The following is a 22,002-nucleotide window of genomic DNA, read 5'->3' as shown; positions in this document are numbered from 1 at the left end:
TCAACGACATCCTGTACGCCTCGCTGGCCAATAAGATCAACGGCGCGAAGCTGCCGCCCGGCCGGCACAAACGGGTCCGCGGCGTCGAGCAGCTCGACAAGGTCGTCGGCGTCGACCAGTCGCCGATCGGGCGCACGCCGCGGTCCAACCCGGCCACCTACACAGGCGTGTTCGACCACATCCGCAAGCTTTTCTCCGAGACCACCGAAGCCAAGATCCGCGGCTACCAACAGGGCCGGTTCTCGTTCAACGTCAAGGGCGGCCGCTGCGAGAACTGTGCCGGTGACGGCACCATCAAGATCGAGATGAACTTCCTGCCCGACGTCTACGTGCCCTGCGAGGTGTGCAAGGGCGCCCGGTACAACCGCGAGACGCTCGACGTGCACTACAAGGGCAAGACGATCAGCGAGGTCCTCGAGATGCCGATCGAGGAGGCGGCCGAGTTCTTCAAGCCGATCTCGAAGATCGCCCGGCATCTGGACACCCTCGTCGACGTCGGCCTCGGCTACGTGCGGCTCGGGCAACCGGCGCCGACCCTGTCCGGCGGTGAGGCCCAGCGGGTCAAGCTGGCGGCCGAACTGCAGAAGCGCTCGACGGGGCGGACGATCTACGTCCTCGACGAGCCGACCACCGGCCTGCACTTCGAAGACGTCAGCAAGCTGCTCGGCGTGCTGCACTCGCTGGTCGACAAGGGCAACTCGGTCATCGTCATCGAGCACAACCTCGACGTGATCAAGACCGCCGACTGGATCATCGACATGGGACCCGAGGGCGGCTCCGGCGGTGGGCAGGTCGTCGCGATCGGTAGGCCGGAGGACGTCGCCTCGGCGCCCGAATCACACACCGGCCGCTTCCTCGCGCCGCTGCTGGAGGGCCGCCGGACCGCCGGCGGCCCGAAGTCCGCGGCACCGCGCACGCCGCGGGCCAAGACGCCGGCGGCGAAGCGGCCGCCCGCGAAGCGGTCCGCCGCCAAGAGCGCGTAGCTCCGGTCGTTCGGAAAACGTGTCGTACCCCGGTGGCAGGGTGAACGGCATGGGGACGCAGGCCTATCGCGACGTGCTGCGCAGCGGGGGAGTGCGGCGCGTCCTGCTCCTCAGCCTGGTCATGCGGGTACCGCTGTGGGCCGGCAACGTGGTCATGACGTTGCACGTCGTCACCCATCTGCACCGTTCGTACGGTGCGGCCGGGCTGCTCGTCGGAGTGGCCACCGTGGCCGCATCCGTCAGCGCGCCGTGGCGTGGCCGGTTGCTCGACCGGCTCGGGCTGCGGCGCGCCATCGTCCCGTCGCTGGCCGTGCTCAGCGCCTGCTGGAGCGTGGCACCGTTCGTCGGCTACTGGCCGCTGCTGGTGCTCGCGACCGTCGCCAACCTCTTCCTCGTGCCGACCTTCTCGATCATCCGGCAGGCGCTGATGTGCGCGGTGGACGACTCCCGGCGGCGGACCGTCCTGGCCATGGACTCGGTCGCGGTCGAGATGTCGTACATGATCGGGCCGGCCGCCGGGGTGCTGTTGGCCACCTACTGGCCGACGTCCTGGGCCCTGTTCGCCTGCGAGTTCGCGACGATCGCCGGCGGCGTCCGGCTCTGGTTCGCGAACCCGCCACTGCGCCGGGCGGACGACGGCGCCCAGCCGGGCCGGCCGCGGATCCCGGTCCGGCGATGGATGACCCCTCAGGTGCTGGCCGTCCTGGCCATGAGCGCGGGCGCGACGGTCGTGCTCACCGGAACCGACGTCGGCGTGGTCGCTGCGCTGCGCCACCTGGGCCACCAGCCGTGGATCGGGTGGGAACTGGGTCTCTGGGGCCTCGGCTCGGCCGTCGGCGGCCTGGTCTACGGCGCCCTGCACCGGTCCATCCCGGTCCCCGTCCTGCTCGGGCTGCTCGCCGCCACCACGGTGCCGGTCGCGCTGGCGCAGAACGCGTTCGTCATCGCCGCGCTGCTCTTCCTCACCGGGCTGTTCTGCGCCCCCACGATCACCGCCGCGGTCGACGCGCTGTCCACCAGCGTGCCGGAACGGGTTCGCGGCGAGGCACTCGGCTGGCACGGATCGGCGATGACCGCCGGCGGTGCGCTGGGCGCACCCGTCGCCGGGCTCGCCATCGACGCGGCCGGGTGGCACGGGGGCTTCGTGGTGTGCGGCCTGATCGGCCTCGGGGCCGCGACGATCGGCCTGCTGGCGCTGCGGCATCGACCAGCTCCGGACCCGGAACTGAGCGGCGGCGCGCCGTCGGCCCCGGTTCCGAGCGCCCCCGACGAGCCGGTGGCCCTGGCGCACTAGCGTGGCGGGAATGGAATCCCGCATCCTCGGCCGCACCGGCCGGCCGGTCTCGGTCGTCGGACTCGGCACCTGGCAGCTCGGCGCCGACTGGGGCGACGTCGACGAGTCCACGGCCCTTGACGTTCTCACCGCGAGCGTCGACGCCGGCGTGACCCTGTTCGATACGGCCGACGTCTACGGCGACGGCCGCAGCGAGCAGCTGATCGGTCGCTTCCTGCGCCAGCACCCCGGCCGCGACATCCTCGTGGCCACGAAGATGGGCCGGCGCGTCGAGCAGCTGCCCGAGAACTATGTCCTCCCCAACTTCCGCGACTGGACCGACCGTTCGCGCAGCAATCTGGGGACCGATCGGCTCGACCTCGTGCAGCTGCACTGTCCGCCGACCGCCGTCTACTCCGACGATGCGGTCTTCGACGCCCTCGACACCCTGGTCGACGAACAGCGCATCGCCGCCTACGGCGTGAGCGTGGAGACGGCGGCCCAGGCGCTGACCGCCCTGGCGCGGCCCGGCGTGGCCAGCATCCAGATCATCCTCAACGCGTTCCGGCGCAAACCGCTGGACGAGGTGCTGCCCGCCGCCGCGGCCGCCGGCGTCGGCGTGCTGGCCCGCGTGCCGCTGGCATCGGGGTTGCTCTCCGGCCGCTACACCTCCGAGACGACGTTCGCCGCCGACGACCACCGGACCTTCAACCGGCACGGCGAGGCATTCGACGCGGGGGAGACCTTCTCCGGCGTGGACTTCGACGCCGGCGTGGCCGCCGCCCAGGAGTTCGCCGCCCTGGCACCCGACGGTGTGCCCCCGGCCCAGCTGGCACTGCGCTGGGTCATCGACCAACCGGGCGTCACCGCGGTCATCCCCGGCGCCCGGTCCGCGGAGCAGGCCGCCGGCAACGCGGCAGCGGCCCAGCTGCCGCGGCTGGACGACTCGACGCGAGCCGCGGTCCGCGAGCTGTACGACCGCCGGATCCGGGCCCTCGTCCACGACCGCTGGTGATCCGCGGTAAACCTGACATGGATGTGTCAGACTCTTGGAGCATGACCGAACTCGCTGACTTCATCGCCGGGCTGCCCAAGGCCGAGCTGCACGTCCACCACGTGGGATCGGCCTCGCCGCGGATCGTGGCCGAACTTGCCGCCCGGCACGCCGGATCGACTCCGGTGCCCGCCGATCCGGACATGCTCGCCGACTACTTCGTGTTCAGCGACTTCGCGCACTTCATCACCGTCTACCTGTCGGTCGTCGACCTGATCCGCGACGCCGAGGACCTGTGGACGCTGACCTACGAGATCGGGCGGGAACTGGCCGGCCAGCAGGTGCGCTATGCCGAGCTGACGCTGACCCCCTACTCGTCGATCATCCGCGGGATCCCGGCCGAGGCGTTCTGCGAGGCCGTCGAGGACGCCCGCCGCCGGGCCCGCGCCGACCACGGCGTCGAGTTGCGCTGGTGCTTCGACATCCCCGGTGAGGCGGGTGTCCCGGCCGCCGACGTCACCCTGGAGGTGGCGACCAAGCACCGCCCGGACGGTCTGGTCAGCTTCGGCCTGGGCGGTCCGGAGATCGGGGTGCCGCGGGCCCAGTTCGCGCCGCACTTCCGCGCAGCGATCGCGGAGGGGCTGCACAGCGTTCCGCACGCCGGCGAGTCGACCGGCCCGGAGACGGTGTGGGACGCCCTCACGCACCTCGGCGCCGAGCGGATCGGGCACGGCATCGCCGCCGCGCAGGATCCGCGACTCCTGGCGCACCTGCGCGACGCCGGGATCCCGCTCGAGGTCTGCCCCACGTCGAACGTGCGGACCCGCTCCGTGCCGTCCCTGGCCGAACACCCGCTGCCCGCCCTCGTCGCCGCCGGAGTCCCTGTGACGATCAACTCCGACGACCCGCCGATGTTCTCGACGACGCTGAACGGGGAATACGCGGTGGCCGCGGGGCTGCTGGGGCTCGACCCCGCCGGAGTCGCGGAGCTGGCCCGCGCGGGAGTTCGGGCGTCCTTCCTCGACGACGCCGGCAAGGCCGCGTTGCTTGCCGAGATCGACCGCTACGCGACGTCCTGAAGGCCGAGGGACTGCCGCAACGCTCGCTGCCCGGCGTCGGTCACGTCGACGGCTCGTCCGTTCGGCCGGCGCACCACCCACCCGGCCTGCAGCGCCCGGTCGAGGACGGCGGCGCCGAGCGCACCGGCCAGGTGATGACGCTGCTCGCTCCAGTCGACGCAGAACCGCAGCAGCGGCCGGGCCCCGGCCGGGCGGTGGAGCAGGGCGTCGAGCTCGACACCGGTGCCGTCGAACACCTCCGCTGCGTGCGGGCCCAGCGCGTACGGCTCGGTCCGGGCCGGCGCCGCCGATCGGTCGGCCGAATGGGGCAGCGTGCCCGCTCGGCCGTCAACCCGGACGAGTGCGCCCCGGTCGACGAACGCCTGCATCAGCCCGACACCGACCCGCCCGGCGAGATGGTCGTAACACGTTCTGGCCCGCCGCATCGCCGCCGCCCGCGTCGACTCGCGCAAGGACGTGACCGGCGGCTGCGGGGCGATCACGGCGAGTGCCTCAACTGCGGCGGCGACGTCCGGGCCGGCCAGGCGGTAGTAGCGGTGCCGGCCGGACGGTTCGACGTGCAACAGGCCGCCGGTCACGAGCCGGGCGAGGTGTTCGCTGGTGGTCGACGCCGACACGCCGCTTTCCTGGGCGATGACCGACGCCGGTAGCGCACGCCCGTCGACCAGCGCGGCGATGATCCGGGCCCGAGTGCGATCGGCCAGCAGCGCGGCGACCGGCGCGATGTCGGCCGCGCGCTTGGCGGTGCTATCGGTGTCCACCTGCCCAGTCTGCGCCTGGCATCCTTCGGTACGGACCGAAGTGTCGCCGGCCGATGCTGGAGGCATGGCTGCCCTAGATCGCCCGAGCCGGGTCCTGACCGTCATGTGCGCCGGCATGTTCCTCGTGCTGCTCGACGTGACGATCTCAACGTCGCCCTGCCCCGGATGGGCGCCGGGCTCGGCCTCGGCGTCGCCTCCCTGCAGTGGGTGGTCGACGGGTACGCGGTGAGCATCGCCAGCCTGCTGCTCGCGGGGGGCACGCTGGGCGACCGGTTCGGCCATCGCCGGATGGTTCTGGTCGGCCTCGCAGTGTTCGGGACCGCGTCGCTCGGTTGTGCGGCGGCACCGGTGGCGGCGATGTTGATCACCGCACGGGTGCGCCTTCGTCGGGCCGAACGTCGTCGCGCTGACGATGAACTTGGTTTTCAACGGGCTGCTGTTCGTGGTCAGCCTCTACCTGCAGGTCGTCCGCGGCTTCGGGGCGGTCCGTGCCGGTGTGGCCGTGCTGCCTATGGCCGTGCCCTTGGTCGTTCTCGCCCCGGTCTCGGGCCGGCTCACCGCACGGCGCGGTCCGCGGACCGCCGTCGTCAGCGGCTGCCTGGCAGCGACCGTCGGGGCGCTGCCGCTGCTCGGCGTCGGTGTGCGCGGCGGACTGCCGGCGCTGCTCGTGGGACTCGGAGTGCTGGGTTGCGGCGCCGGCCTAACCACGGCGTCCGTCCGGCTCGGCGCTTCGCCCGGGCCACTTCGTGACGGGCCTGCACGTGCTGGCGGTCGTCTGCGCCCTGTTGTGGTCCATCGCGGCTGCGCTCGCGGCCACGACGATCGAAGGACGTCCCGCCCGGAGGAGTTCCGCGGAAGCGTGCTCCGGCTGAGCGGTCGAAGCCGTCGGAGCCGGTGACTAACCTCGGAACCGTGCCCGACCCGTCCAGCTATCGCCCCGCCCCGGGGACGATCCCGGTCGGGCCGGGGGTCTACAAGTTCCGCGACGAGCGCGGCCGGGTGATCTACGTCGGCAAGGCGAAGAGCCTGCGCCAGCGGCTCAACTCCTACTTCGCCGACATCGCCGGGCTGCACCAGCGCACCCGGCAGATGGTGACGACGGCGGCGTCGGTCGAGTGGACGGTCGTGCGCACCGAGGTCGAGGCGCTGCAACTCGAGTACACCTGGATCAAGGAGTTCGACCCGCGCTTCAACGTCCGCTACCGTGACGACAAGTCCTATCCCTCGCTGGCGGTGACGCTCTACGAGGAGTTCCCGCGCCTGCAGGTCATGCGCGGCCCGAAGCGCAAGGGCGTGCGGTACTTCGGGCCTTACTCACACGCCTGGGCGATCCGCGAGACCCTCGACCTGCTGCTGCGGGTGTTCCCGGCTCGTACCTGCTCAGCGGGCGTCTTCAAGCGGGCGGGGCAGGTCGGCCGTCCGTGTCTGCTGGGCTACATCGGCAAGTGCAGCGCGCCCTGTGTCGGTCGGGTCACCGCCGAGGAGCACCGCGACATCGTCCTCGACTTCTGCGACTTCATGGCCGGCAAGACCGACCTCATGATGAAGCGGCTCGAGCGGCGGATGGTCGAGGCCAGCGAGAACCTCGAGTTCGAGCTGGCGGCGCGGATGCGCGACGACCTCGAGGCGCTGCGCCGGGCCATGGAGAAGCAGGCCGTGGTTTTCGGCGACGGAACCGACGCCGACGTGGTGGCCTTCGCCGAGGACGACCTCGAGGCGGCCGTGCAGGTCTTCCACGTGCGCGGCGGGCGCGTGCGCGGCCAGCGCGGGTGGATCGTGGACCGGCTCGACGACATGTCGACCGGTGACCTCGTCGAGCAGTTCATCACCCAGGTGTACGGCGGCGAGGACGAGGAATCGTCCGGCATCCCGCGCGAGGTGCTCGTCCCGGTCCTGCCCGACGACGCCGACGCGCTCTCGGAGTGGTTGTCCGGCCTGCGCGGCTCGCGGGTATCGCTGCGCGTACCCCAACGCGGCGACAAACGGGCCCTCGCTGAGACGGTGGCCCGCAACGCCGCCCAGGCCCTGAACCAACACAAGCTCAAACGGGCATCGGATCTCACCGCACGGTCTCGAGCTCTCGACGAGCTCCAAACAGCATTGGACCTTCGTGTTGCGCCGCTGCGCATCGAATGCTTCGACATCAGCCACGTGCAGGGCACCAACGTGGTGGCCAGCATGGTCGTGTTCGAGGACGGGCTGGCCCGCAAGAGCGAATACCGGCGCTTCGCGCTGCGCTACACCGGCGAGGGCTCGGGCGACGTCACCTGGATCGCCGAGGTCGTCCGTCGCCGGTTCGCCCGCTACCTCGACGAGCAGGTCGAGACCGGTGCCGACGCCGACAGCGATCCGGCCGCCGAGGCCGCCGAGACGACCCGGCCGGGCATCGACCCGACGACCGGGCGCCCCCGCAAGTTCTCCTACCCGCCGAACCTGCTCGTGGTCGACGGCGGTGCTCCGCAGGTGGCGGCGGCCCAGGCCGTGCTGACCGAACTGGGCATCGACGACGTCGCCCTGGCCGGCCTGGCCAAGCGCCTCGAAGAGGTATGGCTGCCCGACCAGGAGTACCCGGCGATCCTGCCGCGGACATCCGAGGCGCTGTACCTGCTGCAGCGTGTCCGCGACGAGGCGCACCGTTTCGCGATCACCTACCACCGGCAGAAGCGGTCCAAGGCGATGACCACGTCCGCACTCGACGACATCCCAAGCCTCGGGGAAACCCGCCGTAAGGCGTTGCTGAGGCAGTTCGGCTCCATCAAGCGGCTGCGCGCGGCGTCGGTCGAGGACGTCATGCAGGTACCGGGTGTCGGGCGGCACACGGCCGAGGCCGTCGTCGCGGCACTCGCAGTGCCCACCGACGCCGCCCCGGCCGTGAACGTCACCACCGGTGAGGTGCTGCAAGATGACGCCATGAGGCCGACACATGGGTGAACCGGTACGGGAGCGCGCGGCGGCGGTATCCGGCGGTCTCGAGACGGTGATCATCACCGGGCTCTCGGGCGCCGGCCGCAGTGCGGCCGCGAAGTGCTTCGAGGATCTCGGGTTCTTCGTCGTCGACAACCTGCCGCCCGAACTCATCCAGACCCTGGTCGACCTGGGCAGCCGCAGCGGGGGAGCGGTGACCCGGCTGGCCGTCGTCATGGATGTGCGCAGCCGCGCGTTCTCGAAGGATCTGCGCACGGTCATCCGCGATCTGGCCGACCGGCACATGCGCCCGCGAGTGCTGTTCCTCGAAGCACGTGACGACGTCCTGGTGCGCCGTTTCGAGAACGTCCGCCGGGAACATCCGATGCAGGGCGACGGGCGCCTGACCGACGGCATCGCGGCCGAACGCGCGCTGCTCAGCGGGTTGCGCGACGAAGCCGATCTGGTCATCGACACCAGCGACCGGTCGGTGCACGAGCTGCGCCGCTCGATCGAATCGGCCTTCACCGGTACCGGCGGCGAGCGGCGCCCCGCTCTCCGGGCGACGGTGTTGTCGTTCGGGTACAAGTACGGGCTACCGGTCGACGCCGACCTCGTCGTCGATGTCCGGTTCCTGCCCAATCCGCACTGGATCCCCGAGCTGCGTGACCTGACCGGCCAGGATCCGTCCGTGCGCGACTACGTCCTGAGCCAGGAAGGCGCCGGCGAGTTCCTCGACCGCTACACCGACATCCTGCGCATCATCGGTGCCGGCTACACGCGCGAGAGCAAGCGCTACCTGACCCTGGCCGTGGGCTGCACAGGTGGCAAGCACCGGTCCGTGGCAATGTCGGAACAACTGGCCGACCGGCTCACCGCGATGGGCGTGCAGACGACGGTCGTGCACCGCGACCTGGGTCGTGAATGAGTCCGCGAATGACGCAAGCCGCACTGCGGGCGGTGGCGCTGGGTGGCGGGCACGGCCTGCACGCCTCGCTGTCCGCCCTGCGACTGCTGACCTCCGAGCTGACCGCCATCGTCACCGTCGCCGACGACGGGGGGTCGTCCGGACGGATCCGGCGGGAGATGAAGGTGCTGCCGCCCGGCGATCTTCGCATGGCGCTGGCCGCCCTGGCCGCCACCGATCCCACGCACGCGCGCTGGACCGATCTGCTCCAGCACCGCATCGGCGGGCACGGTGTCCTCGCTGGGCATCCGGTCGGGAATCTGATGCTCACCGCGCTGCTGGAGCGCGAGACCGATCCCGTCGCCGCGCTCGCGCAGCTGGCCGAGCTGGTCGGTGCGGTCGGCCGGGTGCTGCCGATGAGCCCGGTTCCGCTGGATCTGGTCGCGCTCGCCGACCGCTTCGACCCGGATCACCCGGACCGCACCAGACAGATCCGCGGGCAGTCCTCGATCGCGGCCACGCCCGGCCGGGTCCGCAGCGTGCGGCTACTGCCGACCGGTGCACCGGCCTGTGCGGCCGCGGCCGACGCCGTGCGCGAAGCCGATGTCGTCGTGCTCGGACCGGGATCGTGGTTCACCAGCGTCATCCCGCATCTGCTGCTGCGCGAACTCGGCACGGCGTTGTGTGCCACGCCGGCGCGGGTGGTGGTCATTCTCAATCTCGTTCCGCAGGCCGGCGAGACCGACGACTACGAACCGCACCAGCTCCTCGACCTGCTGCTGAAGCATGCGGCCCCGTGTGGCGGCCTCAAGATCGACGCCGTCCTGGCCGACACGGAGTCCGTGCTCGACCCCGCCGAACTCACCCGACACGTGGGCGCGATCGGCGCGCGTCTCGTAGTCTCTAGGCTCGCGGCAGATGACAGCGCGGAACGCCACGACGCAACGCGGTTGAGCGAAGCGATCCAACACGTGCTGGATGACGAACCTGGTCCCGAAGCACGGACCGGGTAGAGGGGCGATCAGATGGCGATGACGGCGGCCGTCAAGGACGAGCTCAGCCGGGTGCCGGTCACCCGCATGTCCGCGCGCAAGGCCGAACTGGCCACGATGCTGCGCTTCGCCGGTGCCCTGCACCTGATCGGCGGTCACATCGTCATTGAGGCCGAGCTCGACACGGGCTCGGTGGCCCGCCGGTTGCGCAAGGAGATCGCGGACATCTTCGGCCATGGTTCCGAGGTGCAGATCGTCGCCGGTGGTGGTCTGCGCAAGGGCAGCCGATACCTCGTCCGGGTCGCGAAGGACGGCGAGCGGCTGGCCCGCCAGGCCGGGCTGGTCGACCTGCGCGGACGCCCGGTGAAAGGCTTGCCGCATCACGTCGTAGCCGGCGGCGTCGCTGATGCCGAAGCGGCCTGGCGCGGTGCGTTCCTGGCCCACGGGTCGCTCACCGAACCGGGGCGGGCGTGCTCGCTCGAGATCACCTGCCCCTCGGCCGAGGCGGCGCTGGCGCTCGTCGGCGTCGGGCGGCGGCTCGGGATCACCTCCAAGGCCCGCGAGGTGCGCGGCGGTGACCGCGTGATCGTGCGCGACGGCGACGCGATCGGTGCGTTGCTCACCATGATCGGTGCGCACGAGTCGTTCCTGGCCTGGGAGGAGCGGCGCATGCGGCGCGAGGTGCGCGCGACGGCCAACCGCCTGGCCAACTTCGACGACGCGAACCTCCGCCGGTCGGCCCGCGCCGCCGTGGCGGCCGGAGCGCGGGTCGAGCGGGCGCTGGAGATCCTCGACGGCGACGCGCCCGACCACCTGCTGCAGGCGGGCCGGTTGCGGCTGGAGCACAAGCAGGCCTCGCTCGAGGAACTCGGCGCGTTGTCCGACCCGGTCATGACGAAGGACGCCGTCGCCGGGCGAATTCGCCGCCTGCTCGCCATGGCCGACAAGCGGGCGCAGGAGCTCAACATTCCGGACACCGAATCGGCGGTCACCCCGGAGATGCTCGCCCCCTGATGTCGGGGGCCCGTTCACCCGGACGGCCGATCGGCTTAGGCTGGACGCATGCCGACGCAACGACCCCCCGAGGATCCAGGCCGGCCCACACCGCGTGAAGCGATCGCCAAGGCGACCGCCGCGGCCGGCCCGAAGGTGGCCAAGGCGGTCGAAGCCGCCGGCCCGAAGGTCGAGAAGGCGGCGCTGTCCGCCGGCAAGCTGCTCGGCACGCTGCGGGAACGGGCCAAGGACACCGCCAAGCAGTTCAGCGAGGCGTACGGGGGCCCTGACACCGAGGACAAGCCGGCGGCGGGGACGGGCGAGCCCGATGACCCCGCCGGGCGCCCCCGCCCGCGCCCGACCAGGAAATGACACCCCAAGGTGGTCTCGTCGCTACCCGCTGGTAGCGCGCACGGCGAAGCCGGTTCGCCCGCACCCGATAGTGTTCAGGGCGAGAACAAACGCCGTGTGATCGCGTATCCCAAGGAGCAACAGCAGTGACCGTACGTGTCGGCATCAACGGCTTCGGCCGCATCGGGCGCAACTTCTACCGGGCCGCAGTGGCCGCTGGCGCGGACCTCGAGATCGTCGGCGTCAACGACCTGACCGACAACGCGACGCTCGCGCACCTGCTCAAGTACGACTCGATCCTCGGCCGGTTCCCCGGCGAGGTCCGATCCACCGAGGACGAGATCTCCGTCGACGGCAAGTCGTTCAAGGCCTTCGCGCACCGCGATCCCGCCCAGTTGCCTTGGGGCGAGATCGGCGCCGACGTCGTCATCGAGTCGACCGGCATCTTCACCGACGCCGTCCAGGCGAAGGTGCACGTCGACGGCGGGGCGAAGAAGGTCATCATCTCCGCGCCCGCGAAGAACGAGGACGTCACCATCGTCCTGGGCGTGAACGACAACGACTACGACCCGGCCAAGCACACGATCATCTCCAACGCGTCGTGCACCACGAACTGCCTGGGCCCGCTGGCCAAGGTCCTCAACGACTCGTTCGGCATCGAACGCGGCCTGATGACGACGATCCACGCGTACACCCAGGACCAGAACCTGCAGGACGGCCCGCACAAGGACCTGCGCCGCGCCCGGGCGGCCGCGCTGAACATCGTCCCGACCAGCACCGGCGCCGCGAAGGCCATCGGTTTGGTGCTGCCCGAGCTGAAGGGCAAGCTCGACGGTTACGCGCTGCGCGTCCCGGTCCCGACCGGCAGCGCCACCGACCTCACCGTCACCGTGGGCCGGGACGTCACCGCCGATGAGGTCAAGGCGGCGTACAAGGCCGCGGCCGAAGGCGAGCTCAAGGGCATCCTCGTCTACACCGAGGACGAGATCGTCAGCACCGACATCGTCACCGATCCGGCGTCGTGCATCTTCGACGCGGGCCTCACGAAGGTCATCGGCAACCAGGTGAAGGTCGTGGGCTGGTACGACAACGAGTGGGGTTACTCGAACCGGCTGGTCGACCTCGCTCTGCTCGTCGGCTCGTCGCTGTAACGGGCCGGTGTCGTGAAGACGCTTGACGACCTGATCAAGCACGGCGGCGGCGCACTCAACGGCCGGCGCGTCCTCGTCCGCTCAGACCTCAACGTTCCGCTCAGCGACGGAGGGGTCACCGACGACGGGCGTATCCGCGCCTCGCTGCCGGTGCTCACCCGGCTGGTCGAAGCCGGCGCGCGCGTCATCGTCGCGGCGCACCTCGGCCGGCCGAAGGGCGCACCCGATCCGGCGTACAGCCTCAGCCCCGTCGCCGATCGGCTGGCCCAGTTGCTCGGGCGACCGGTCGACTTCGCCCTGGACACGGTCGGCGAGAGCGAGCGACTGCTCGCCACCGAGCTGAAGGACGGCGAGGTACTGCTGCTCGAGAACGTCCGCTTCAACGCCGGCGAGACGAGCAAGGACGACGCCGAGCGCCACGAGTTCGCCCGATGCCTCGGGTTCCTGACCGGCGGCGAGGACGAGGGCGGCGCCTTCGTCGAGGACGCGTTCGGCGCGGTGCACCGCAAGCACGCCTCGGTGTACGACATCGCCAAGCTGCTGCCGCACTACGTCGGGGACCTCGTGCGCGACGAGCTGGCGGTCCTCACCCGGCTCACCGGCGAGCCCGAGCGGCCCTACGTCGTGGTGCTCGGTGGGTCGAAGGTGAGCGACAAACTTGCGGTGATCGAGTCGCTGCTGCCCACGGTCGACCGGCTGCTGGTGGGCGGCGGCATGTGCTTCACGTTCCTCGCCGCCCAGGGGCACGAGGTCGGCGACTCGCTGCTCGAGCCCGACCAGATCGAGAACTGCAAGCGGTTCCTCGACGAGGCGGGCGACAAGATCGTGCTGCCGACCGACATCGTGGTCGCGCGCGAGCTGAGCGCGGACGCGTCGACCCAGACCATCCCGGCGGCCGAGATCCCGGCCGGCACGAAGGGGCTGGACATCGGCCCCGAGTCGGTCGCCGCCTTCGCCGCCGCGCTGGCCGGCGCGCAGACTGTCTTCTGGAACGGCCCGATGGGCGTGTTCGAGCTCGCCCCTTTCGCGGCCGGCACGAAGGGCGTCGCCGAGGCGGTGGCGGCGTCCGGCGGACTCTCGGTAGTGGGTGGCGGCGACAGCGCGGCCGCCGTGCGGGCCCTCGGCCTGGACGTCAACGCGTTCGGGCACATCTCGACCGGCGGCGGCGCGTCGCTGGAATTCCTCGAAGGCAAGGAACTGCCCGGTGTTGCGGTTCTGGAAGAAGTCTGACGTGGCGAACGAGCCGGTCACCGTTGCGCTGCCTCCGTCCGGTCGGCGCCCACTCATCGCCGGCAACTGGAAGATGAACTACACCCACCTCGAGGCGATCGGGCTGACCCAGAAACTGGCCTTCAGCCTGACGCCCGAGCAGTTCGCCGCGGCCGAGATGGCAGTCCTACCCCCGTTCATCAGCATCCGCAGCGTGCAGACGCTGATCGACGGCGACCGGATCCCGATCCGGTACGGGGCGCAGGACCTCTCACCCCACGACTCCGGCGCCTACACCGGCGACGTGTCGGGGCCGATGCTGGCCAAACTCGGCTGCACCTACGTCGTCGTCGGGCACTCCGAGCGCCGGCAGTATCACGACGAGGACGACGCCCTGGTCAACGCGAAGCTCGTCGCCGCCTTCCGCAACGGGCTGACGCCGATCCTGTGCATCGGCGAATCGCTGCAGGTGCGCGACGCCGACGGCCACATCGCGCACTGCTCAGCCCAGCTGGACGGAGCCCTGGCCGGGCTGCCGGCCGACCAGGTCGAATCGGTCGTGATCGCCTACGAGCCCATTTGGGCGATAGGCACCGGCAAGGTGGCCACGCCGGAGAACGCGCAAGAGGTGTGCGAGGCGATCCGCGGCAAGCTCGGGGAGATGTACAGCCCGGAGCTCGCGCGAAAGGTGCGCATCCTCTACGGCGGGTCCGTGAAAGCGGCCAACGCGGCGGAGATCCTGGCCCAGCCCGACATCGACGGTGCCCTGGTCGGAGGCGCCAGCCTCGACCCGGTCGAGTTCAGCGCGATCTGCGTCGCCGCCGGACAACCGGTCGCGGCCCGGTGAGCCGGTGCTCGGTTCGCGGCCGTCGGCCAGGTAACCTTACCCAGCAAGGCAGTCCTACGTTCGCGTCCAACAGCTGAGGCCTTCGACAATGATTATGACGCTATCGATCGTGATGGTCGTATCGAGCTTGTTGCTCATCGTTCTGGTGCTGCTGCACCGGGGCAAGGGCGGCGGCTTGTCGTCGATGCTCGGCGGTTCGTTCTACTCCAACCTGTCGGGATCGTCGGTGGTCGAGCGCAACCTCGACCGGCTGACCATCATCGCCGGCGCGGTCTGGGCGATCAGCATCGTGGGTCTGTGCTTGCTCTACAAGAACGCGGCCTGACGCCGCCGCCTGGTTAGCAGAGAGGGACACACGTGGCTGGTGGCAGTGCGATCCGAGGCAGCCGAGTAGGCGCCGGACCGATGGGCGAGAACGAGCGGGGCGAGTCGGCGCCGCGGCAGATCGTGTCGTTCTTCTGCGCGAACGGTCACGAGGTTCGTCCCGCGTTCGCGCTGGACGCGGCCCTGCCCGACACCTGGGACTGCCCCCGCTGTGGTTACCCGGCCGGGCGGCAGTCGGAGGCGCCGCCGAACGCGCCGCGCAACGAGCCGTACAAGACCCACCTCGCCTACGTGAAGGAGCGGCGCTCCGACGAGGACGGCGCCGCGATCCTCGAGGAGGCGCTCGCCCGCCTGCGGGCCCGCCGCGGCGAGAGCTAACCGCGCAGCTTCGCCGCCGCGTCGCGGTCGAGCAGCCACAGGGTGTGCTCGCGACCGCGCGGCCGGGCCGACGGCACGTCGGTGAAGTCGGCTCCGCCCAGCGCTCGGCTCACGGCGTCGGCCTTGCCGTCGCCGGAGGCCACGAACCAGATCTCGTTCGCCGCATCGAGCGCCGGAAAGGTCAACGACAGCCGGGTCGGTGGCGGCTTCGGGGAATCGTGGACGGCGACGACCGAGGCCGCGGACTCGTGCAGGGCCGGGTGGCCCGGGAACAGCGAGGCGCAGTGGCCGTCCGGGCCGACGCCGAGCAGGACCAGGTCGAACGTCGGGACTTCGGCGTGGCCGGCAGCTGCCTCGGCCAATTCCGCGGCATAGGAGGCGGCGGCCGCCTCGACGTCCTCACCGAACCCGGCGTCCGACGGCGGCATCCGGTGCACCTTCGACGGATCGACCGCGACCTGGTCGAGCAGGGCGGCCTTCGCCGGGAGGTCGTTGCGGTCGGCGGAGTCGGCGGGCACGTAGCGTTCATCGCCCCACCACACGTGCACCTGCGACCAGTCGATCGGCTTGCGGGCGGCGAGCGCGGCCAGGACCTTCTCGAGGATGCCGCCGCCGGTGATGACGAGGTGCGCCACCCCGCGTTCGTCGAGGGCGGCGCTGAGCGTGGCGACGGCGAGGTCGGCGACCCGGTCGGCTAGTGCGGTCGCCGACTCCTCGACCACCACTTCGGGCTCCGTGGTCATGAGTTGGCCTGCTCGGCCAGCGCCGGATCGTGCCAGATGTGCTTGCGCACCGGCGAGCGCTCCTCGAGCCCTTCGATCCCGGTGACATTGGACAACGCTTCGGCGTAGACGTGGTCGTGGTCGAGGCGGCGCAGCTCCTCGGCCAGCAGCTCGCCGAGCGGACGTTCGCCGAATGGCATGTACGAGTCCTGCTGGCCCTCGCGGCGCAGCACCAGGCTGCCGCCCTCGAGAGTGGCCCGCGTCGTCTTGCCGTCGGCGAAGCCGATCTCGACGCCGCCGATCGGCTCGTCGTCGGTGCCCTCGACCGAGACGTCCACGCCGAGGCGGGCCGAGAGCCACCCGGCCAGCAACCGCGCCGACGGCTCGTTCTTACCGCCGCGCACCGTCGCCGACTGCGGCTTGTGCCGGGCGCCGTCGAAGGCCGAGGCGAGCGCGGCCCGCCAGGGGGTCAGGCGCGTCCAGGCCAGGTCCGTGTCACCGGGGGCGAAGTCCTCGGCCCGCTCGCGGAGGGCGGCGCTGGGATCGTCGGTGCGCAGCACGTCGGTGATGCGCCGTTCGGCGAACACGCCGAGCGGGTCGTAGGCGATCTTCTCGGGGGGGCGGCCGTGCCACCACGTCACCACGGGCGCGTCCGGCGCGAGCAGCGGCAGGGTGACCGACTCGGCGTGCAGCGCCAGCCGGCCGTACATGCGCAAGACCACCGACTCGCCCGGGCCCAAGCGTCCACCGATGGTGACCTCGGCATCCAGCCGGGGGACCGGCGCGTCGATGTGCCGGCGCACGACCATCAACGTCCGCATCGGGTGGCGGCTCGCGGCGATCGTCGCCGCCTCTTCGGCCTCCTCGACGTCCTTGTGCTCGACGACGACCACGAGGGTCAGCGCAATGCCGCTCGTGACCGCGCCCCCGGTGCGCCGCTCAGCGGCCAGGGCCTTGACCACGGCCGTTCCGGTCGTGTCCCAGAGAGTTGTCATGTCAGGGCCTCCGCCACTGGCGGCCGTCGCGGGCCAGCATGTCGTCGGACTCCTTCGGTCCCCACTCCCCGGCGCGGTAGAGGTGGGGGGTGCTGTCGGCCCAGAACTTCTCCAGCGGGTCGATCACCCGCCACGACGCCTCGACCTCTTCGCTGCGGGGGAAGAGCGTCGCGTCGCCGACCAGCACGTCGAGGATCAGCCGCTCGTACGCCTCGGGCGACGACTCGGTGAACGCCTCGCCGTAGAGGAAGTCCATCGCGACGTCGCGCACCTCCATCGCGCTGCCCGGCACCTTGGAGCCGAACTTCAGGGTGACCCCCTCGTCGGGCTGGACGCGGATGACTAGCTGGTTGTGGCCCAGTTCCTGCGTGTCGGTCTTGCTGAACGGCAGGTGCGGCGCCTTCTTGAAGATGACTGCGATCTCGGTGACCCGCTTGGGCAGCCGCTTCCCGGTACGCATGTAGAACGGCACGCCGGCCCAGCGGCGGGTTTCGACGCCGAGGCGGACGGCGGCGTAGGTCTCGGTGTTCGAGTCGTCGGGGATGCCGTCCTCGGCCCGGAAGGCGACCGCGCGTTCGCCGGCGAGCCAGCCCTGGTCGTACTGCCCGCGGATCGCGTAGCTCTCGAGCTCGGCCGGCAGCGAGATGGCCCGCAGCGCCTTCAACTTCTCGATGCGCACGGCCTCGGGGGAGAACTCGACCGGCTCCTCCATGGCCGTCAGCGCGAGCAGCTGGAGGAGATGGTTCTGCAGGACGTCACGGGCGGCGCCGGTGGCCTGATAGAAGGCGGCCCGCCCACCGATGCCGACGTCCTCGGCCATGGTGATCTGCACCGAGTCGACGTAGTTGGCGTTCCACACCGGCTCGAACCACAGGTTGGCGAACCGGAGGGCCAGCAGGTTCTGGACGGTCTCCTTGCCCAGGTAGTGATCGATCCGGTAGACGTCGCGCGGCGGGAAGACGTTGTCGACGAGCCCGTTGAGCTCCAGAGCGCTGGGCAGGTCGTGGCCGAACGGCTTCTCGACGACGACCCGCCGCCAGCCCCTCGCCTTGTTCGCATCGGAAAGGCCGGTGCGCTGCATCTGCTTCAGGACGTTTGGGAACATCGACGGCGGCACCGAGAGGTAGAACGCCGCGTTGCCCTGGATGCCGTGCGACTCGCGCAGCTCTCCCATGACGTCGACGAGTTTGTCGATCGCCTTGTCGTCGTCGAAGGAGCCTTCGACGAACTTGGTGTTGCCGGCCAGGCGCTTCCAGACCTCTTCGTTCCAGGTCGTCCGGGCGCCGTCCTTGGCACTCTTACGGGCCAGGGACTCGAAGGTGCCGCCCCCGGGCCAGTCGGCCCGGGAGAAGCCGACGAGCACGAAGTCGGTCGGCAGCAGCCCGCGGTTGGCGAGGTCGTAGACGGCCGGGATCAGCTTCTTGCGGGACAGGTCGCCGCCGATCCCGAAGATCACCAGGGCGCACGGCTCCGGTACGCGGGGCAGACGCCGGTCGGCCGGATCGCGCAACGGGTTCGAGCCGTCGGCGCCGAGCTCGTCCAGGCCGGTCGACACCGCGGCCGGTACCGCGGCCGTCCCGCGCCCGTCCGCGTTCGCCTCGGGGCCGTCCGCCTGATTGGTGTCGGCCTTCGACTCGGCCTCAGGCACCTCGGTGTCACTCATCGCGGATGCCTTCGCCTGCGTATGTCCCGCGCAGCCTCATTTTCCGGCGGCGTCGAGCTGACTGTGCACGCTTTCAGCGAGCTGCTTGTAGGAGTCCTCGAACTTCTGGACGCCTTCGACCTCGAGCACCTCGATGAACTCGTCGTAGTCGACGCCCAGGCCCTTGAGGTCGTCGATCACCTTGCGCGCGTCATCGTAGGTGCCGTCCACGGCATTACCGCGAACCTTGCCGTGGTCGGCAACTGCGTCCAGGGTCGCCTCGGGCATGGTGTTGACGGTGTCGGGCGCGACGAGCTCGATGACGTACATGGTGTCGTCGTAGGCGGGGTCCTTGACGCCGGTCGAGGCCCACAACGGCCGTTGCACGTGTGCTCCCGCTTCGGCCAGCGCCTTCCACCGGTCGGAGCCGATGACCTTCTCGTAGCGCTCGTAGGCCAGCCGGGCATTCGCGATGGCGGCCTTGCCGCGCAGCGCCTTCGCCTCGTCGGTGCCGATCTTGTCGAGCCGCTTGTCGACCTCGGTGTCCACGCGGGACACGAAGAAGGACGCCACCGATCGGATCGTCGACAGGTCGACACCGTTCTTCTTGGCCTGCTCGAGGCCGGCCAGGTAGGCGTCCATGACCGCGTCGTAGCGGTCGAGACCGAAGATCAAGGTGACGTTGACACTGATGCCCTCGGCGGTGGCCTCGGTGATCGAGGCCAGACCCTCTTGCGTGGCCGGGATCTTGATCATCACGTTGGGCCGGTCGACCAGCCACCACAGGCCCTTGGCCTCGGCGGTCGTGCGCTCGGTGTCGTGCGCGAGACGCGGGTCGACCTCGATCGACACCCGGCCGTCCTTGCCGTCGGTCGCGTCGAACACCGGACGCAGGATGTCGCACGCCCAGCGGATGTCGTAGCCCATCAGCAACCGGACCGCGTCGTCACCCTCGATTTTCCGGGCCGCCAGCGCGCGAACCTGCTCGTCGTAGGCGTCGCCCTTGTCGAGGGCCTTCTGGAAGATCGTCGGGTTGCTGGTGACCCCGACGACGTGCTTAAAGTCGAGCAGTTCCTGCAGGTTGCCCGTCCGCAGCCGCTCGCGGCTGATGTCGTCGAGCCAGATGGAAACGCCAGCATCGGACAGCTGCGCGAGTGCGTCGCTCATGGGATCTCCCTTACCTAATTACCGGTCGTGGCGCCGCGGACGCGGCCGGCCCGCTCGAGGGCCGCATGCGCGGCAGCCACCACGCGATCGGGGGTGAAGCCGAACTGCTCGAACAGCACGTCGCCCTCGGCGCTGGCACCGAAGTGGTCGATCGCGATGATCTCGCCCGAGTCACCGATGATCTCGCGCCAGCCCTGCGGGACGCCCGCCTCGATGCTGACCCGCGCCTTGATGTCGGGCGGGAAGATCAGCTGCTGGTAGGACGACGGCTGGGCCCGGAACCATTCGACGCACGGCATCGACACGACGCGCACCGACGCACCGTCGGCCTCGAGCAGCTCGCGGGCCTTGAGGGCCAGCGACACCTCGGAGCCGGTGGCGACCAGGATGACCTCGGGCAGACCGTGCGAACCCTCTTCGAGGATGTACGCGCCCTTGGCCGCGCCGACTGTCTTGGCCGGGTCGAGCACGGGCAGGTTCTGCCGCGAGAGCGCGAAGCCGACCGGGCCGTCGGTCTTCTCCAGCGTCGTCTTCCAGCAGACGGCGGTCTCGTTGGCATCGGCCGGACGAACGACGTCCAGACCGGGAATCGCGCGCAGGGCGGCGAGCTGCTCGATGGGCTGGTGCGTGGGACCGTCCCCGCCCAGGCCGATCGAGTCGTGCGTCCAGACGAAGATGGACGGGATCTTCATCAGGGCCGAGAGGCGCACCGGCGGTCGCATGTAGTCGCTGAACACGAGGAAGGTTCCGCCATAGACGCGCGTGGCGCCGTGCAGCGTGATGCCGTTGATGATGGCGCCCATCGCGTGCTCGCGGATGCCGAAGTGCAGCGTGCGGCCGTACGGGCCGCCCGGCCACTCCTTCGTCTGGTGCACAGCGGGGATGAAGCTCGGCTCGCCGTCCATCGTCGTGTTGTTGCTCTCGGCCAGGTCGGCCGAACCGCCCCACAGCTCGGGCAGCGTGCCGGCGAGACCGCTGAGCACCTTGCCCGACGCCGACCGGGTCGAGACGGAGTTCGGTTTGCCGTCCTTCTCAGTCGGGAAGTCGACCAGCGCGGAGGTCCAGCCGTCGGGCAGCCTGCGTTCCCGGAGCCGCTCGACCAGCGCCGCGCGCTCGGGGTTGTCGGCCGCCCACGTGTCGTACTGCTTCTGCCACTCGGCGTGCGCCTCGCGGCCGCGGGTCACGACCTGCCGGGCGTGCTCGAGCACGTCGTCGCGGACTCCGAAGTGGACGTCCGGGTCGAAACCAAGCAGCTCCTTGGTCGCCCGGATCTCGTCCTCGCCGAGCGCGCTGCCGTGGGCCTTGCCGGTGTTCTGCTTCGTGGGGGCCGGCCAGCCGATGATCGTGCGGACCGCGATGATCGACGGCTTGTCGATGACCTTCTTGGCCTTGTTGATCGCCTTCTCCAGGGCGACGACGTCCTCACCGGAGTCGACACGGTGAACGTCCCACCCGTACGCGACGTAGCGCGCGAGGACGTCCTCGCTGAACGCGACCGCGGTGTCGTCCTCGATCGAGATGTGGTTGTCGTCGTAGAACATGATCAGGTTGCCGAGCTGCTGGTGCCCGGCGAGCGAGGACGCCTCGGACGAGATGCCCTCTTCGAGGCAACCGTCACCGGCGATCACGTAGATGTGGTGATCGAAGATCGATTCGCCGACTGCCGGATCGGGGTCGAACAGACCGCGCTCGCGGCGGGCGGCCATCGCCATGCCGACACCGTTGGCCACGCCTTGCCCGAGTGGGCCGGTCGTGACCTCGATGCCGAGGGTGTGACCGAACTCGGGATGGCCGGGGGTGAGCGAGCCCCACGTGCGCAGCGACTCCAGGTCGGCGAGCTCGAGCCCGTAGCCGGAAAGGAACAGCTGGCAGTACTGGGTCAGCGAGGCGTGCCCGTTGGACAGGATGAACCGGTCCCGGGCCGTCCAGTTCGGATCGGTCGGGTCATGGCGCATGACGCGCTGGTAGAGCAGGTAGGCCAGGGGGGCGAGGCTCATCGCCGTGCCCGGGTGGCCGTTGCCCACCTTCTGGACCGCGTCGGCGGCCAACAGGCGCGCGCTGTCGACGGCCTTCGTGTCGAGGTCCGTCCACCAGTCCGGATGCGTCGTGACGACGCCTTCCGCCGGGTCTGCCGTGTCGGTCACAGGGTGTTCGTCCCTTCGGAAATGGCGATCGGTGGACCGGATTTCGGCCCGTTCTCCCAGTCGTCGTACCCAGGCCAAGCGTAGCGACATCACGTGTCCGGGGGGCGATCGGAAAGCTGACTGCTCCGCAACACGCGGCGCTGAGCCTGGATGCGGACCGGTCGGCCGCGACAGTTACGCTGATGC

At 70.5% G+C, this 22,002-nt stretch carries 20 protein-coding genes and 2 pseudogenes; 16 read left to right on the top strand and 6 right to left on the bottom strand.

Annotated features, from left to right (window positions below; translation table 11 throughout):
- From ABR571_RS07430 to ABR571_RS07415, 4 genes and pseudogenes are all read left to right on the top strand, one after another.
- A pseudogene (locus tag ABR571_RS07430) lies at positions 1 to 983 on the top strand (excinuclease ABC subunit A); the annotation flags it as partial.
- Positions 984 to 1,032: 49 nt separating this feature from the next.
- Positions 1,033 to 2,277: an MFS transporter gene (locus tag ABR571_RS07425; RefSeq protein WP_409452550.1), complete on the top strand. Its 1,245-nt coding sequence runs from the start codon at positions 1,033 to 1,035 to the stop codon at positions 2,275 to 2,277.
- Between the two features lie 10 nt (positions 2,278 to 2,287).
- Positions 2,288 to 3,271, top strand: coding sequence for an aldo/keto reductase (locus ABR571_RS07420; protein WP_409452549.1), 984 nt, complete (start codon positions 2,288 to 2,290; stop codon positions 3,269 to 3,271).
- Between the two features lie 41 nt (positions 3,272 to 3,312).
- Complete coding sequence (locus tag ABR571_RS07415) at positions 3,313 to 4,329, top strand: adenosine deaminase (RefSeq protein ID WP_409452548.1); 1,017 nt, start codon at positions 3,313 to 3,315, stop codon at positions 4,327 to 4,329.
- Here ABR571_RS07415 and ABR571_RS07410 read toward each other — a convergent pair.
- Entirely contained in the window at positions 4,314 to 5,090 is a 777-nt protein-coding gene (locus ABR571_RS07410) for an ArsR/SmtB family transcription factor (protein ID WP_409452547.1), read from the bottom strand. The two genes, ABR571_RS07415 and ABR571_RS07410, sit on opposite strands and share 16 nt — an antisense overlap.
- Before the next feature lie 165 nt (positions 5,091 to 5,255).
- On the opposite strand from ABR571_RS07410, the pseudogene ABR571_RS07405 reads away from it, so the two are divergent.
- The 12 genes and pseudogenes from ABR571_RS07405 to ABR571_RS07350 form a co-directional block, all read left to right on the top strand.
- Positions 5,256 to 5,408: pseudogene (locus ABR571_RS07405) on the top strand (MFS transporter); the annotation flags it as partial.
- 94 nt (positions 5,409 to 5,502) lie between these two features.
- Positions 5,503 to 5,988 carry a hypothetical protein gene (locus ABR571_RS07400; RefSeq protein WP_409452546.1) on the top strand — a complete coding sequence of 162 codons (486 nt, stop codon included), beginning with the start codon at positions 5,503 to 5,505 and terminating at the stop codon, positions 5,986 to 5,988.
- A gap of 14 nt (positions 5,989 to 6,002) precedes the next feature.
- On the top strand, positions 6,003 to 8,021 hold the full coding sequence (gene uvrC / locus ABR571_RS07395; protein WP_409452545.1) for an excinuclease ABC subunit UvrC: 2,019 nt from the start codon (positions 6,003 to 6,005) through the stop codon (positions 8,019 to 8,021).
- A complete protein-coding gene (gene rapZ, locus ABR571_RS07390) occupies positions 8,014 to 8,922 on the top strand; it encodes an RNase adapter RapZ (protein WP_409452544.1) in 909 nt (302 codons plus the stop codon). Before uvrC ends, rapZ begins: the two co-directional genes overlap by 8 nt.
- Positions 8,923 to 8,930: 8 nt before the next feature.
- The gene (gene yvcK / locus ABR571_RS07385) at positions 8,931 to 9,914 is read left to right on the top strand and encodes a uridine diphosphate-N-acetylglucosamine-binding protein YvcK (RefSeq protein ID WP_409452543.1); all 984 of its coding nucleotides are present in this window, start codon (positions 8,931 to 8,933) and stop codon (positions 9,912 to 9,914) included.
- A gap of 12 nt (positions 9,915 to 9,926) precedes the next feature.
- Complete coding sequence (gene whiA / locus ABR571_RS07380) at positions 9,927 to 10,907, top strand: DNA-binding protein WhiA (protein WP_409452542.1); 981 nt, start codon at positions 9,927 to 9,929, stop codon at positions 10,905 to 10,907.
- Positions 10,908 to 10,955: 48 nt separating this feature from the next.
- A complete protein-coding gene (locus ABR571_RS07375) occupies positions 10,956 to 11,258 on the top strand; it encodes a hypothetical protein (RefSeq protein ID WP_409452541.1) in 303 nt (100 codons plus the stop codon).
- 125 nt (positions 11,259 to 11,383) lie between these two features.
- Entirely contained in the window at positions 11,384 to 12,388 is a 1,005-nt protein-coding gene (gene gap / locus ABR571_RS07370; RefSeq protein ID WP_409452540.1) for a type I glyceraldehyde-3-phosphate dehydrogenase, read from the top strand.
- Positions 12,389 to 12,400: 12 nt separating this feature from the next.
- Positions 12,401 to 13,618, top strand: coding sequence for a phosphoglycerate kinase (locus tag ABR571_RS07365; RefSeq protein ID WP_409452539.1), 1,218 nt, complete (start codon positions 12,401 to 12,403; stop codon positions 13,616 to 13,618).
- A 1-nt stretch (position 13,619) separates the two neighbouring features.
- Positions 13,620 to 14,444: a triose-phosphate isomerase gene (gene tpiA / locus ABR571_RS07360; protein ID WP_409452538.1), complete on the top strand. Its 825-nt coding sequence runs from the start codon at positions 13,620 to 13,622 to the stop codon at positions 14,442 to 14,444.
- An 88-nt stretch (positions 14,445 to 14,532) separates the two neighbouring features.
- Positions 14,533 to 14,769 carry a preprotein translocase subunit SecG gene (gene secG, locus ABR571_RS07355; RefSeq protein WP_409452537.1) on the top strand — a complete coding sequence of 79 codons (237 nt, stop codon included), beginning with the start codon at positions 14,533 to 14,535 and terminating at the stop codon, positions 14,767 to 14,769.
- A 32-nt stretch (positions 14,770 to 14,801) separates the two neighbouring features.
- A complete protein-coding gene (locus tag ABR571_RS07350) occupies positions 14,802 to 15,146 on the top strand; it encodes an RNA polymerase-binding protein RbpA (RefSeq protein ID WP_409452536.1) in 345 nt (114 codons plus the stop codon).
- On the opposite strand, the gene pgl is transcribed toward ABR571_RS07350, so the two are convergent.
- Genes pgl through tkt form a run of 5 tightly spaced genes read right to left on the bottom strand, consistent with a single transcriptional unit; the run spans position 15,143 to position 21,906 of the window.
- On the bottom strand, positions 15,143 to 15,889 hold the full coding sequence (gene pgl / locus ABR571_RS07345) for a 6-phosphogluconolactonase (protein ID WP_409452535.1): 747 nt from the start codon (positions 15,887 to 15,889) through the stop codon (positions 15,143 to 15,145). The two genes, ABR571_RS07350 and pgl, sit on opposite strands and share 4 nt — an antisense overlap.
- Positions 15,886 to 16,863: a glucose-6-phosphate dehydrogenase assembly protein OpcA gene (locus ABR571_RS07340; protein WP_409452534.1), complete on the bottom strand. Its 978-nt coding sequence runs from the start codon at positions 16,861 to 16,863 to the stop codon at positions 15,886 to 15,888. Before ABR571_RS07340 ends, pgl begins: the two co-directional genes overlap by 4 nt.
- 1 nt (position 16,864) lies before the next feature.
- Positions 16,865 to 18,526 carry a glucose-6-phosphate dehydrogenase gene (gene zwf, locus ABR571_RS07335; RefSeq protein WP_409452533.1) on the bottom strand — a complete coding sequence of 554 codons (1,662 nt, stop codon included), beginning with the start codon at positions 18,524 to 18,526 and terminating at the stop codon, positions 16,865 to 16,867.
- Between the two features lie 36 nt (positions 18,527 to 18,562).
- The gene (gene tal, locus ABR571_RS07330) at positions 18,563 to 19,672 is read right to left on the bottom strand and encodes a transaldolase (protein WP_409452532.1); all 1,110 of its coding nucleotides are present in this window, start codon (positions 19,670 to 19,672) and stop codon (positions 18,563 to 18,565) included.
- 14 nt (positions 19,673 to 19,686) lie between these two features.
- Entirely contained in the window at positions 19,687 to 21,906 is a 2,220-nt protein-coding gene (tkt, locus tag ABR571_RS07325) for a transketolase (protein ID WP_409452531.1), read from the bottom strand.
- Positions 21,907 to 22,002 lie beyond the last annotated feature (96 nt).

It is taken from the genome of Jatrophihabitans sp. (genome assembly GCF_046262535.1).
Lineage (GTDB): Bacteria > Actinomycetota > Actinomycetes > Mycobacteriales > Jatrophihabitantaceae > Jatrophihabitans.
Note: the sequence above shows the minus strand (reverse complement) of the source record. Positions and strands in the feature narration are given on the sequence as shown.

Bases quoted from the DNA above. Each gene is read 5' to 3' on its own strand.
- tal (WP_409452532.1), bottom strand. From the start codon at position 19,672: ATGAGCGACGCACTCGCGCAGCTGTCCGATGCTGGCGTTTCCATCTGG.
- ABR571_RS07340 (WP_409452534.1), bottom strand. From the start codon at position 16,863: ATGACAACTCTCTGGGACACGACCGGAACGGCCGTGGTCAAGGCCCTG.
- whiA (WP_409452542.1), top strand. From the start codon at position 9,927: ATGGCGATGACGGCGGCCGTCAAGGACGAGCTCAGCCGGGTGCCGGTC.
- ABR571_RS07400 (WP_409452546.1), top strand. From the start codon at position 5,503: ATGAACTTGGTTTTCAACGGGCTGCTGTTCGTGGTCAGCCTCTACCTG.
- ABR571_RS07415 (WP_409452548.1), top strand. From the start codon at position 3,313: ATGACCGAACTCGCTGACTTCATCGCCGGGCTGCCCAAGGCCGAGCTG.
- pgl (WP_409452535.1), bottom strand. From the start codon at position 15,889: ATGACCACGGAGCCCGAAGTGGTGGTCGAGGAGTCGGCGACCGCACTA.
- ABR571_RS07425 (WP_409452550.1), top strand. From the start codon at position 1,033: ATGGGGACGCAGGCCTATCGCGACGTGCTGCGCAGCGGGGGAGTGCGG.
- tkt (WP_409452531.1), bottom strand. From the start codon at position 21,906: ATGTCGCTACGCTTGGCCTGGGTACGACGACTGGGAGAACGGGCCGAA.
- secG (WP_409452537.1), top strand. From the start codon at position 14,533: ATGATTATGACGCTATCGATCGTGATGGTCGTATCGAGCTTGTTGCTC.
- yvcK (WP_409452543.1), top strand. From the start codon at position 8,931: ATGACGCAAGCCGCACTGCGGGCGGTGGCGCTGGGTGGCGGGCACGGC.
- zwf (WP_409452533.1), bottom strand. From the start codon at position 18,526: ATGAGTGACACCGAGGTGCCTGAGGCCGAGTCGAAGGCCGACACCAAT.
- ABR571_RS07375 (WP_409452541.1), top strand. From the start codon at position 10,956: ATGCCGACGCAACGACCCCCCGAGGATCCAGGCCGGCCCACACCGCGT.
- rapZ (WP_409452544.1), top strand. From the start codon at position 8,014: ATGGGTGAACCGGTACGGGAGCGCGCGGCGGCGGTATCCGGCGGTCTC.
- ABR571_RS07420 (WP_409452549.1), top strand. From the start codon at position 2,288: ATGGAATCCCGCATCCTCGGCCGCACCGGCCGGCCGGTCTCGGTCGTC.